This window comes from Citrobacter sp. CRE-46, assembly GCF_059615875.1.
In genome coordinates, this window is the sequence record NZ_CM184341.1 from 2,102,625 (window position 1) to 2,114,971 (window position 12,347).

The 12,347-nt window shown below is 48.2% G+C and carries 16 protein-coding genes; 10 read left to right on the top strand and 6 right to left on the bottom strand.

Annotation, left to right across the window (positions count from 1 at the left end; genetic code table 11):
* Positions 1–40 precede the first annotated feature (40 nt).
* Positions 41–940: a LysR substrate-binding domain-containing protein gene (locus AC534G_RS09915; protein WP_150345144.1), complete on the bottom strand. Its 900-nt coding sequence runs from the start codon at positions 938–940 to the stop codon at positions 41–43.
* Positions 941–1,159: 219 nt separating this feature from the next.
* Here AC534G_RS09915 and AC534G_RS09920 point away from each other — a divergent pair, with 219 nt between their 5' ends.
* The 4 genes from AC534G_RS09920 to AC534G_RS09935 all read left to right on the top strand — a co-directional run bounded on the left by AC534G_RS09920 (position 1,160) and on the right by AC534G_RS09935 (position 3,177).
* Positions 1,160–1,339, top strand: coding sequence for a hypothetical protein (locus tag AC534G_RS09920; protein ID WP_087856009.1), 180 nt, complete (start codon positions 1,160–1,162; stop codon positions 1,337–1,339).
* A 17-nt stretch (positions 1,340–1,356) separates the two neighbouring features.
* Positions 1,357–2,196 carry an MBL fold metallo-hydrolase gene (locus AC534G_RS09925; RefSeq protein ID WP_110497581.1) on the top strand — a complete coding sequence of 280 codons (840 nt, stop codon included), beginning with the start codon at positions 1,357–1,359 and terminating at the stop codon, positions 2,194–2,196.
* Between the two features lie 209 nt (positions 2,197–2,405).
* On the top strand, positions 2,406–2,765 hold the full coding sequence (locus AC534G_RS09930; RefSeq protein ID WP_110497583.1) for a hypothetical protein: 360 nt from the start codon (positions 2,406–2,408) through the stop codon (positions 2,763–2,765).
* Between the two features lie 79 nt (positions 2,766–2,844).
* Positions 2,845–3,177 carry an EmrE family multidrug efflux SMR transporter gene (locus tag AC534G_RS09935; protein WP_003839058.1) on the top strand — a complete coding sequence of 111 codons (333 nt, stop codon included), beginning with the start codon at positions 2,845–2,847 and terminating at the stop codon, positions 3,175–3,177.
* Between the two features lie 105 nt (positions 3,178–3,282).
* On the opposite strand, the gene ompC is transcribed toward AC534G_RS09935, so the two are convergent.
* Positions 3,283–4,458, bottom strand: a complete 1,176-nt coding sequence (ompC, locus tag AC534G_RS09940) for a porin OmpC (protein WP_110497585.1) — start codon at positions 4,456–4,458, stop codon at positions 3,283–3,285.
* Between the two features lie 440 nt (positions 4,459–4,898).
* Here ompC and AC534G_RS09945 point away from each other — a divergent pair, with 440 nt between their 5' ends.
* From AC534G_RS09945 to AC534G_RS09955, 3 genes are all read left to right on the top strand, one after another.
* Entirely contained in the window at positions 4,899–5,591 is a 693-nt protein-coding gene (locus AC534G_RS09945; RefSeq protein ID WP_038641602.1) for a phosphohydrolase, read from the top strand.
* A 76-nt stretch (positions 5,592–5,667) separates the two neighbouring features.
* Positions 5,668–7,098, top strand: a complete 1,431-nt coding sequence (locus tag AC534G_RS09950) for a DNA cytosine methyltransferase (RefSeq protein ID WP_038641600.1) — start codon at positions 5,668–5,670, stop codon at positions 7,096–7,098.
* A complete protein-coding gene (locus tag AC534G_RS09955) occupies positions 7,079–7,546 on the top strand; it encodes a very short patch repair endonuclease (RefSeq protein WP_038641598.1) in 468 nt (155 codons plus the stop codon). Before AC534G_RS09950 ends, AC534G_RS09955 begins: the two co-directional genes overlap by 20 nt.
* Here the strand turns inward: AC534G_RS09955 and yedA are convergent.
* A complete protein-coding gene (gene yedA, locus AC534G_RS09960) occupies positions 7,538–8,458 on the bottom strand; it encodes a drug/metabolite exporter YedA (RefSeq protein ID WP_110497587.1) in 921 nt (306 codons plus the stop codon). The two genes, AC534G_RS09955 and yedA, sit on opposite strands and share 9 nt — an antisense overlap.
* 176 nt (positions 8,459–8,634) lie before the next feature.
* Here yedA and AC534G_RS09965 point away from each other — a divergent pair, with 176 nt between their 5' ends.
* Positions 8,635–9,549, top strand: a complete 915-nt coding sequence (locus tag AC534G_RS09965) for a DUF808 domain-containing protein (RefSeq protein ID WP_199983141.1) — start codon at positions 8,635–8,637, stop codon at positions 9,547–9,549.
* A 77-nt stretch (positions 9,550–9,626) separates the two neighbouring features.
* Positions 9,627–9,809: a YodC family protein gene (locus tag AC534G_RS09970; RefSeq protein WP_038641592.1), complete on the top strand. Its 183-nt coding sequence runs from the start codon at positions 9,627–9,629 to the stop codon at positions 9,807–9,809.
* 205 nt (positions 9,810–10,014) lie between these two features.
* On the opposite strand, the gene yodD is transcribed toward AC534G_RS09970, so the two are convergent.
* Positions 10,015–10,242 carry a YodD family peroxide/acid resistance protein gene (yodD, locus tag AC534G_RS09975; RefSeq protein WP_032939599.1) on the bottom strand — a complete coding sequence of 76 codons (228 nt, stop codon included), beginning with the start codon at positions 10,240–10,242 and terminating at the stop codon, positions 10,015–10,017.
* A gap of 163 nt (positions 10,243–10,405) precedes the next feature.
* Between yodD and dsrB the strand changes: the two genes are divergently transcribed.
* Entirely contained in the window at positions 10,406–10,594 is a 189-nt protein-coding gene (gene dsrB / locus AC534G_RS09980) for a protein DsrB (protein ID WP_038641589.1), read from the top strand.
* 54 nt (positions 10,595–10,648) lie between these two features.
* Here dsrB and rcsA read toward each other — a convergent pair whose 3' ends face one another.
* Both rcsA and fliR read right to left on the bottom strand, forming a co-directional pair.
* Positions 10,649–11,272 (bottom strand): transcriptional regulator RcsA, encoded by a 624-nt coding sequence (rcsA, locus tag AC534G_RS09985; RefSeq protein WP_038641587.1) that lies wholly within the window; start codon positions 11,270–11,272, stop codon positions 10,649–10,651.
* Between the two features lie 287 nt (positions 11,273–11,559).
* Positions 11,560–12,345: a flagellar biosynthetic protein FliR gene (gene fliR, locus AC534G_RS09990; RefSeq protein ID WP_069323564.1), complete on the bottom strand. Its 786-nt coding sequence runs from the start codon at positions 12,343–12,345 to the stop codon at positions 11,560–11,562.
* Positions 12,346–12,347 lie beyond the last annotated feature (2 nt).

Here is a 12,347-nt window from a genome sequence, read left to right on the forward strand (position 1 = left end):
CAACTGAGTTGAAGACCTGGACGTAATGTATCGTTCAGTATTATGTGATCGATGTGAGCGTATTCATTTCAGCAAGCAACCAGCATTTAAAGCTTTCCAGCGCAGCCTCGTTTATTCCCGTTTCCGTCGGTTGTACTAAACAAAACCTTTTGTTCAGCGTGTCTGAAGCTGGCCACGGCGAAGCAAGCAGGCCACAGCTCAATTCATTCTCGACATACATGCGTGGTACCAATGCTACCCCTTGTCCCGCCATAACGGCAGCGATGGCCATTTCATGAAGATCGTAGCGTACTCCCTGAGCCGGATTCTCAAGAAATATCCCGCTTTCTCGGGCATAGTGATGCCATGCTTCAGGGTTTTGTCGACGGTGTATCCGCGGCAGTTCGTTCAACTGTTGCGTGACGTCATGACTGGTTAGCAGCCCAGGATGACAAACAGGCACCAGATTTTCCTGAAACAGAAATTGCGTACGCATTCCTGCCCATGCGGAATGTTCAAAATGAATGACAGCGTCAAATCCACTTCCTGACAAAATGAAAGGATCCGTTCTGGCCGCAATATTTAACGTTATATCCGGGAATAAAGAGGTAAAACCGTTCAGGCGAGGAATAAGCCAACGGCTGGAAAAGGTTGGCAGGACGGCGATATCCAGACTCTTACTCCCCTCTGGCATGCCCATTATGTACTGCGTATCTCTTTCAAGCCTGTCGAGCGTTTCACGGACGTGATGTGCATAGCGCGCGCCGACAGGATTGAGCTTTACCCTGCTTCCCACACGATCGAACAATTTACAGTTCAGCAAAGCTTCAAGTCGCGCAATCTGACGGCTAATGGCCCCTTCCGTCAACGATAATTCCTCTGCAGCGCGGGCAAAATTACCGTGCCTTGCAGCGGCATCAAAAGCCTGAAGGGACGTACTACTGGGTATTTTTCTGCGCATGAAATTTGTTCCTTGCTCTGAGCCTGCAGCCTGCCATTAGTGACTTAATATCACTAACCCGTGACTTATTATCGATTTTAAGCCGTATAACTAGCTTGTAGCATGATGAAAAATCATTGAGCAACTGTTTTGCTTGCGTTTATGACTCATGTGGAGATGAACTGATGTGGTATACCGTGGAATGTACGTATAACGATTCTGAAAGCGAGGCAGAATGGAATGCCTAATCTGACCTTTTATCTTTCTGAAAACCACTCTGACAAGTTCAAAACCTTAACAATTTTATCCATAAATGCCGTGCCCTCTGCTCGAACACAGGAGGTAATGGAAAACTTTATTCGTGAACTGGATTTCGCCATCCAACAGGCATCTGGCCTGACAACACATATTTGCCCGTAACTAATCCCGAGGTACTGATGAGCCATTTCTTTCCGTTTCGGCAGATTGGAGATTTTCAGATTACGGCGCTGGGTGACGGTACAATGTCAGCCAGCCTGGATTTACTGTCAGGCATTGAAAAAGCTGATGCGGACGTCATTCAAAATGACGCCGGGCTCGATGAGCCTGCCGATATCCATATAAACTGCTATCTTATCCGCGGTCGGGGTCGGGTCATTTTGGTCGACGCTGGCGCAGGGCCGCTGAGCAACAAAGGAGGGCAACTCAACGTAAACCTTGCAGCAGTGGGGATCAGTCCTGACGAGGTCGATACTGTTTTATTGACGCACTGCCATCCGGACCATATTGGCGGTCTGCTGGATCCTGAAAAACGGCCAGTTTTTCAGCGCGCTCAAATTATGCTTCATCCTCTTGAAGCGCAACATTGGCTGGATGATAAAAAACTCAGCATGGCGAATGAGCGCGGGCAACGTAATTTTGGGCTGGTCCGCCAAACGTTACACGCTTATGCGCGAAACCTGCGTTTTTTCGACGGGGATAACATTGCAGAAGGTATTCTCCCAGTATGGTTACCGGGTCATACGCCCGGGCATACAGGATTTCGCATTGATGCAGATGATAAATGCTTATTAATATGGGGCGACATCGTCCACTACCCTTATATTCAGTCAGCGCACCCGAATGTCTCTATTTTATTCGATACCGATCCCGCTCAGGCCGAGGAAACAAGGAAGAAAATTATGGAAAAAGCTGTCAGCAAAAAAATGCTCATTGCAGGTATGCATTTAGGCCAGGCGGGGTTTGCCAGCATTTTCAGAGAGGGGAGTGGATACCGCATTTCTTACTCTGAGAATTGAACGGATATGCCCGACAGGCTTGTAACTGATTAGTGCTGTTCAACGTAATTATTGTCCAGAGTGGGCCGTCAGATTAGGTTTGGTTCTGCGCCGTGAGAGCGACAGTTCAGGTCCCTCAATATTGCCACACCCTGCGTAGCTGTAAAAACAAACAGTGGAAATGATAATTATTTCTATTTAACATTATTTATTTGCGAGTGGATAACGCTATGAATAACAAGCTGTTGGGTGTGGCCATTATTGCTGTTTTGTCGGCAGGTTTAGCTTTTAGTTCTCATGCAAGTGAAACAATAAGCAAAACTGGGGTAAGGACGTTGGTGGATGAAAATAACAAATTCAAAGTAGTATATGATATTGATGATAAAGGAAAAGTTATAAATATCAGATTTCCTGATGGCGTCGTTGATGCTGATACTAAGCAAAAACTTACCTGGGAAATGGAAAACTGGGTATTCGAATCAGGCAGTCCACAGACCGATGTCAGCTCTGTGGTGACTTTAACATCAACCCCAACGTCCGCGCACAGCAGACCTCGCGGCGCTTCAGACGGTCTTTTTGTACTAAGTTGAAGGAGTTTTGGCTGTGTTCAAACTCACCTGACCCTTTGTGATACGATAATTGTTTTAGATTGTCACATGGGGCCAGATTTTGAATTCATACATTTTCCTTGCCGGGGCCATTGTAGCTGAAGTAATAGGTACAACCCTGATGAAGTTCTCTGACGGATTTACACGTCTATGGCCATCTGTAGCAACCATTGTATGCTACTGCACTGCTTTTTATCTTCTCGCTCAGACGCTGTCGACCATTCCAACGGGTATTGCGTACGCAATTTGGTCAGGTGCTGGAATCGTATTAATCAGCCTTTTGGGCTGGTTGGTAAGTGGGCAAAAGCTTGATTTTCCGGCGATCGCAGGCATGTTCCTTATTTGTGCAGGGGTTCTGGTTATTAATATTTTTTCTAAATCTTCCCCGCATTAATTCTATTAAAAGCGTGTCGCATATCTGGCGCTCTTAGCAGAGCTTATCCCCGTGCGGTGAAAAAAGCCCGCTTCATATGAAGCGGGCTTGCTGTTTGTATCTCAATCAGAACTGGTAGACTAAACCAACGGCAACGATGTCGTCAGTCGCGATACCATTGCTTTCATAGAAGCTATCGTCTTCATCCAGCAGGTTGATTTTGTAATCAACGTAGGTGGACATGTTTTTGTTGAAGTAGTAAGTCATACCTACATCAACATATTTGACCAGATCTTTGTCGGTGTAGCGTGGGGCGCCATTGCTATGGTGATCCCAGCCGCCTAAATCAACGCCTTTAGACTGCAGGAATGCAACGGACGGGCGCAAACCAAAGTCAAACTGGTATTGTGCAACAACTTCGAAGTTTTGCGTTTTGTTAGCAATACCGCCTTCAACTCCATCCCCTTTACCATATGCAGTCATATTGCGTGTTTCAGCATACATAGCAGCCAGGTACACGTTATTCGCATCATATTTGGCACCCACGGTCCAGGCATCAGCTGTGTCACCACCAGCATAGCGGTTGGCATGGCTACTGTCGCCACGTCCAGCAGCAACCTGATTATTAGTACGGTCAGAGCTGGAGTATGCCGCACCGAGGCTTAAACCGAAGTCGAAGTCATAGGAGGTAGACATACCGAAACCGTCGCCATTTTCACGAGACAGTCTACGTCCATCACCATTACCAGTACCTTCGCCTGAACCACCATCTTCATTATTGCCCTGGTACTGCAGAGCGAAGTTCAGACCATCAACCTCACCGAAGAAACCTTTATTACGGTAGGTGGCAACGCCGTTGGTACGACCGGTCATATAGACGTCGGTCTGGGTGTAGGTATCGCCGCCGAATTCCGGCAGCATATCGGTCCAGGCTTCTACGTCGTAGACAACGCCATAGTTACGACCGTAGTCAAAGGTACCGTTCTGACCAAAACCTAAGCCAGCGAAAGCCAGACGGGTCCATGAATCAGCACCTTCACCTTCGGTGCCGTTGGCCTGGACGTTATATTCCCACTGACCATAACCAGTCAGCATGTCGTTGATCTGGGTTTCGCCTTTAAAGCCCACACGTACATAGGTCTGATCGCCGTCGCTACCCGCATCGTCAGAGAAATAATGCAGACCATCGACTTTGCCGTACAGATCCAGTTTATTGCCGTTTTTATTATAAATTTCAGCGGCATTCGCTGCGCCTGCAGCTAATAAAGCAGGGAGGAGAAGTGCCAGTACTTTTCTTTTCATTATGTATTCCCTTATGATAATAATTAATATGAATATGTAGTACTATCCGAAAGACTACATTTGGATACTATCTATGAAGTTCATTTAATTTAAAATATAACATGTAACAAATCTATTTAAGATATTTCATAATGTTTCTATGATGTCTTTTTATAAATTAATGTGTATGTGTTTAATAATATCATTTATATGATAAATTTATTTTTATCAGTTGGTTATGTATTTCTTGTGTTCATTGTTTTCGTGTATTTTATTTTTGGTGGTTATTTGTTGTTTGATTACATATGATTATCTGTTGCTATGGTGTTCAGGAAATAATAAACTTTCTGTGATTATATAAAATTGAGAGTGATAATATATTTATATAAATTGAAGCGCTGGCAGTGGTCTGTAATGAAAATTGTTGTTAAGGTGGTTTTCTTTCTGCAAAGAGACACCGCATGGAACGACAAGATTGGCAGTCAAAATTTGAAGCCTGGCTACAGGATAACCATTCCGGGCAGGATGCTGCCCATGATATCTCTCATTTTCGTCGCGTGTGGAAGACCTCGCAAAAGCTAAGCACGGATGCGACCGTAAATTGGCTGGTGGTTCTTACAGCGTGCTACTTCCATGATCTTGTCAGCTTGCCGAAGAATCATCCGGATCGTCATCGCTCATCGGTATTGGCGGCGCAGGAAACACGCCGCATTCTGAGGCGCGATTTCCCTGATTTTCCGCAACACTGTATACCTGCCGTATGTCATGCCATTGAGGCGCACAGTTTCAGCGCGAAGATCGCACCGGAAACTATTGAAGCTAAAATTGTGCAGGATGCCGACAGGCTTGAGGCGCTGGGGGCTATCGGTTTAGCGCGCGTATTTGCCGTGTCTGGTGCGTTAGGCGTGGCGCTGTTTGACGCGGAAGATCCATTCGCGCGGAAGCGTAGCCTTGACGATAAACAGTACGCGCTCGATCACTTTCAGACCAAATTATTGACGCTGCCGCTGACAATGCAAACTGAACAAGGCCGACATTTAGCGCAGCATAATGCTGACTTTTTACTGACGTATATGGCGAAGCTGAGTGCGGAGTTAAAAGGAGAGTATGCAATGCTGGATCTCGACGCGATTCAACCCTTTAAAGCACGTTAGTCGCCAGTACAGCCGCAACGTCAACCGCGCTATTTTATGTTAATCTGTCGGTTATCCATTTCGGCCGGTTAAATGTATGCAGGATAATTTTTCAGTAGCAGGCTCCATGAACCCAATGACAGATGATAACAAGGCCGCCGCACAGGTAATTTTGGCTAAGTTGCTTGAAATTTATGACGTGAAAACCCTGGTTGCTCATCTGAATGGTGTTGGTGAGAACCGCTGGAGTCCGGCCATCTTTAAGCGAGTAGTAGCGAACGAAACATGGCATCGCCTCAGCGACAATGAGCTTGCTCATCTGAATTCCTTGCTGCCGACGCCACCTGCGCATCATCCGCATTATGCCTTTCGATTTATCGATCTGTTTGCCGGCATCGGCGGGATTCGTCGCGGCTTTGAGGCGATTGGCGGGCAGTGCGTGTTTACCAGCGAATGGAACAAGCATGCGGTGCGCACCTACAAAGCGAATAATTATTGCGATCCGCTCCAGCATCACTTTAATGAAGATATTCGCGATGTCACGCTGAGTCATCATGATGGAGTAAGCGACCAGCAGGCGGCGGAACATATTCGCCAACATATTCCTGAACATGACGTACTGCTGGCAGGATTTCCTTGTCAGCCTTTCTCCCTGGCTGGGGTATCAAAGAAAAATGCGTTAGGGCGGGCCCACGGCTTTGCCTGTGATACACAAGGCACACTCTTTTTTGATGTGGTGCGCATTATCGATGCGCGTCGACCAGCAATATTTGTGCTCGAAAACGTTAAAAATCTGAAAAGTCACGACCAGGGCAAAACGTTTCGCATCATTATGCAGACGCTGGATGAGCTGGGTTATGACGTCGCGGATGCGGCGGATAATGGGCCCGACGATCCGAAAATTATCGATGGACAACATTTTTTACCTCAGCATCGCGAACGTATTGTGCTCGTCGGATTTCGACGCGATCTGAATCTGAAATCAGACTTCACGCTGCGCAATATTGTCACTCGCTATCCGCCGCGACGTACTACGCTGGCGGAGCTGCTTGAGCCGACCGTCGATGCGAAATATGTGCTGACGCCGGTGTTGTGGAAATATTTATACCGCTATGCGAAAAAGCACCAGGCGCGGGGGAATGGGTTTGGTTATGGCATGGTGTATCCTGGTAATCCCGATAGCGTAACGCGCACATTATCCGCACGCTATTATAAAGACGGCGCCGAGATCCTTGTCGATCGCGGCTGGGATATGGCGCTGGGGGAAAAGGATTTTGACGATCCATTGAACCAGCAGCACCGTCCGCGCCGGCTTACACCACGGGAGTGCGCGCGCCTGATGGGGTTTGAATCACCGCAGGGCTATCAGTTCAGGATCCCGGTGTCGGATACTCAGGCTTATCGCCAGTTTGGTAATTCGGTGGTCGTTCCGGCATTCGCGGCGGTTGCCAGACTGCTGGAGCCGAAAATCAAACAGGCGGTTGCTATTCGCGAAAAAGAGAACCTGCATGGCAGACGTTCACGATAAAGCAACGCGCAGTAAAAATATGCGGGCGATCGCCACCCGTGATACCGCCATTGAAAAACGCCTTGCCAGCGTACTGACAGAGCAGGGCGTAACGTTTCGCGTGCAGGATGCGACGTTACCTGGCCGCCCCGATTTTGTAGTGGATGATTACCGTTGCGTGATCTTTACCCATGGCTGTTTTTGGCATCATCACAACTGCTACTTGTTTAAAGTCCCTGCCACGCGAACGGAATTCTGGCTGGAAAAAATAGGTAAAAATGTCCAGCGTGACGCGCGGGATTGTGAAAAATTGCAGACTCTGGGCTGGCGTGTACTGATTGTCTGGGAGTGCGCCCTGCGCGGGCGCGAAAAACTCGGCGATGAGGCGTTATCTGAACGTGTTATCGAGTGGATCTGCGGCGGCGGTGCCACCGCGCAGATCGACACTCAGGGTATTCACTTACTGTAGTGTCTTTTCCGACGGGGTAGCAACGGCATCCGCTTTCATAGGGAATAAGTATTTACCGAGGGTAACCAATACCACCGCAAATACGATCACGCCGAGCGCCAGCCATTCGATGAGCGCCAGACTTTCTCCTCCCAGACCGGTACCTAGCAGTACGGCGACAACCGGATTAACGTAGGCATAGCTGGTGGCTAACGCCGGACTGACGTTGCGAATCAGATACATATACGCGTTAATGGCAATAATAGAGCCAAACAGGGCCAGGTACGCCACCGCCATAACGCCTGAAAATGTCGGCATAGTGGTCAGTTTTTCCCCGGAGAGCAACGAGGCGCACATCAGCACAACCCCGGCGGCTAACATTTCAATGGCCCCAGCCATCATGCCAACGGGTAACGTTATGCGTGAGCCGTACACCGAGCCAAACGCCCAACTTATCGAACCGATCAGGATTAATACAGCGCCCCAAGGATTACCACTTAAATTACCGCCGCTGTTCAGCATGATGATTCCTGCCAACCCAATGGCGATTCCCACCCATTCCAGTTTGCGCGTTTTGATACCAAAAAAGTGGCTAAAGCACAGCGTAAACAGCGGAACGGTAGCAACCACCACCGCGGCGATACCGGAAGGCACATTTTGATGTTCTGCGACGGTGACCAGCCCATTACCCACAGCCAGCAGCAGGACGCCAATTAACGCGGCGTTCAGGAACTGGCGCAGAGGCGGCAGCTTATGCCCGCGAATCAGTAAGAATGCGGTTAACAAAATGCCCGCGGAGAGAAAACGCACGCCAGCCATCATCAACGGCGGCCAGCTTTCCACGCCAATGCGAATAACGAAATAGGTGGAACCCCAAATGATATACAGCGCGAAGAGCGCACTGAAAAGTGGTAACAATTGCCTGAAACGCATAATCCCTCACGGTGGAAATAAAAAGGTGCAACATAGTAAACGTCAAAACTATCGTGCTGGCGAGATTTATAATTGCATGCCATTGTTAAATATTTGTTGACCAGAAAGGCCAGTTTCCGCATGGCGTGTTTTACTTCATACTTATATACGGCAAAAAAATAATATTGAGGGTTAACATTTTGGCAGGAAGTAGCTTACTGACCTTACTCGATGATATCGCTACCTTACTCGACGATATCTCGGTCATGGGAAAACTGGCCGCGAAAAAAACCGCGGGTGTCTTGGGAGATGACTTATCGCTCAATGCGCAACAGGTGTCGGGCGTGCGGGCGAACCGCGAACTCCCGGTGGTCTGGAGCGTGGCTAAAGGGTCGTTTGTTAACAAAGTTATTCTTGTACCGCTGGCGCTATTGATTAGCGCCTTTATACCCTGGGCGATCACCCCCTTATTAATGGTAGGCGGGGCGTTTCTCTGTTTTGAAGGGGTGGAAAAAGTGCTTCACACCCTGGAAGCTCGTAAACACAAAGAGACCCCGGAAGAGCGCCAGCAGCGTCTGGCATCTCTGGCGGCGCAGGACCCACTGACCTTCGAGAAAGATAAAATCAAAGGTGCGATACGTACCGATTTCATTTTATCCGCTGAGATTGTCGCCATCACCCTCGGTATTGTGGCGGATGCGCCGTTGTTGAATCAGGTGCTGGTGTTATCAGGTATCGCCTTAGTGGTGACCGTGGGCGTGTATGGCCTGGTAGGGATTATCGTTAAGCTGGATGATATCGGCTACTGGCTGGCAGAAAAGCGCAGCCTGCTTGCCCAATCGCTGGGGAAAGGACTACTGGTTGTTGCCCCCTGGCTGATGAAAACACTTTCAGTGGTGGGCACGCTGGCGATGTTTTTAGTAGGGGGCGGGATTGTTATACATGGAATATCACCGCTGCATCATGCGATAGAACATTTTGCCCAGCAGCAAAGCGCATTGATTGCGCTTATGCTTCCGACCCTGCTTAATCTGGTGCTCGGCTTTATCATTGGTGGAATAGTTGTTCTGCTGGTGAAAACCGTTGCCAGACTGCGCGGAGTTTCGCACTAATTGTCGCCGGATTAATTACGCAAAAAGCCTTTTTGTCGTCTAAGGTGTAAAGGTTTCTCTTGATACAGGAGGCAGGTATGGTCTTTTCTGTCAGTGAGGAAGTCACTTCGAAAGAGGGTGGCCCACGCATGATCGTTACCGGGTATGCCAGCGGAATGGTGGAGTGTCGCTGGTACGACGGCTTTGGCGTTAAACGGGAAGCATTCCGTGAAGATGAACTGGTGCCCGGCGAGCAAAGATCGCTCTGCCAGGACACCTGACATTGGGCCAGGCCGTAACCCGGCGAACTCTCAACCATTAGTTATATTTATCATTTTGGTGAGAATTATTTTCTTGTCAGGCAAAAAAATTGCAGATAAGGTTTGTTTTACATCAGATTTCCTGGTGTAACGAATTTTCAAGTGCTTCTTGCATAAGCAAGCTTGATCCCGGCCCGATGAGGGCCGGGATTTTTTTCACCCTCAGTCAGCGATTGATTTCCGACACGCTAAAATCATGGATATCAAGCTCGAACGCATCGGCCAGTTCATGCCATGTATGGTAATCACGCCCGTCGATGCTGACGCGTTCAGGATCGTCCTGACTGCGATGAATTTCACTCTCGCAGATTTCGTTGATTGCCTTCAGCAGCGCGTCTACATCGACGCTGACTTCACGTTTGGCCGTATCGCTGTACTCTTTCGCGGTTTTCATCCTCATACCTCTCAACCGTTAAGGATACCGGGGGAGCGCATCAAAACCTCAGATGCGCACCACTTAAGTATAGACCGTCGAGAAAACCCGCAATCGCATGCGCCGGACGCTGCCACAAAAAGGAATTTGTTCTACACTGGCACAAAGCCACAGGAGGAAAATGATGAAGGTGAATGATCGGGTCACAGTCAAAACGGACGGCGGTCCACGTCGGCCGGGCGTGGTACTGGCAATCGAAGAGTTTAGTGAAGGCACCATGTACCTGGTTTCGCTGGAAGACTACCCGCTCGGTATCTGGTTCTTTAATGAATCAGGTCATCAGGACGGTATCTTTGTGGAAAAAATAGAGTGAGGTGAGCTCTTCTGCATGATTCTGACTGGTGGTTCCGCCACCAGTCAGAACGTCTTAGCGCATATTCACAAAGATACCATTGGTGACGTTATCCGTGAGTCGAACCACGTGATAGATAACTTGCTTATTATGCGTCTTAATCTTTCGTTTTATATTTCCCTTATGAGATGAGACGGTCTTGGCCTTGATATTCATTTGATCTGATATCTGTATTGTTCCCTGTCCCTCCATCCACATGCGTAGCATGCTGGATTCGGTACGGCTTAATGACAATGTCGGCAGATTAACATCGATAGCAATATTGACTTCCTTTTTCAGAATATCGCCAAGAAGTTCATCCAGTGAATCAGGCTTAATTGATTTAGAACTGATCAATAAATTTTTTCTGACTAAAAGATACTCATCAAAATGCACATTGGCAATTGCCATAAATACAATAAATAATGTACTGGGATGCTGATTAATGATTTGCTTGATTTGCTGACTGTCAGCAGGATCGTGGATAAAACAGTCCTCATTAATAAACACCACAGCGGGTTGCAGAGAAACACAGGCGAGACTGAGTTCACCAACGCTGGAAATATTGTTGATTTCCCTTTTTTTCACCCCCCGACTGACCAGATATCCGGTCAACCCTAGCCGGGTGTAACTGCATAAATCCATAATAATCGTTGACATGGCATACCCTCACTCAATGCGTAACGATAATTCCCCTTACCTGATTATTGCATCACAACTAAACGGAATAATAACGACCCAAGATGACGCTTTCGCTGTTTTCAGGCGAATTTACTATCCCGTAAAGTTGCGTATAATTTGCCAGGAAACATCTTAAAGTAAAGTAAATGTTGCGTTATGTGAGTGAGGCAAAAACAAATAAACCGCGACAGCGATATCCTGGTGGATGTTGTCGGTTTTTAAATTTAGGACAATCCTTAGTAAAACAGGATAAAAATTAAGGGTTATTATTTTCCGGGCATTTCGCTGACGATATCGGCCAACAAATTAAAAATTTCGCTGAACAAGCGCTCGCAGAATGGCGCAATTAATGGCATCAGCGCCGCCATTAATGAAATACCCACGGTCAGGGTGAGAGGAAAGCCAATGACAAAAATCGACAGCTGTGGCGCCATGCGATTTAACAAGCCAAGCGCAAGGTTCAGCGTCAGCAGCAGCGTCATAACCGGTAGGGCCAGCATCAGCCCGTTGAGGAAAATCAGGCTTCCCGCCCGCGCCAGCGCGAGAAATGCATTGCTGTTAACCGGATTGCCGGCAATGGGCAAGGTATGAAACGTATCCACCAACAGCGAAATCAGCCACAGATGGCCATTAAAGGTGAGGAATAACAGCATGGCGAGCATGTCGATCAGTCGTGCCAGGACTGGCATATTCAGGCGGCTACCGGGGTCAAAGAATGTCGCAAAGGAAAGCCCCATTTGCAGGCCAATCAGTTCCCCGGCGGTACGAACGGCGGCAAACGCAAACTGCATGGTGAAGCCTAAGGCGATACCGATCAGAATTTGTTGCATGGCCTGCCACAACGCGCCGATGGAAAAGATGGGGACGTCTGCTGGGGGAATAGATGGGGCGATAACAATGGTTATCATCAATCCCAGCCCCAGCTTTACCCGTTTGGGGATAGCGCGTTCGCTGAGAATGGGCGCTGTGGAGATGAGCGCCAGAATGCGCAGCAACGGCCAGAAGTAAAGATTCAGCCACTGCATCCACTCAACGCTGCTCACCTGCAACATAA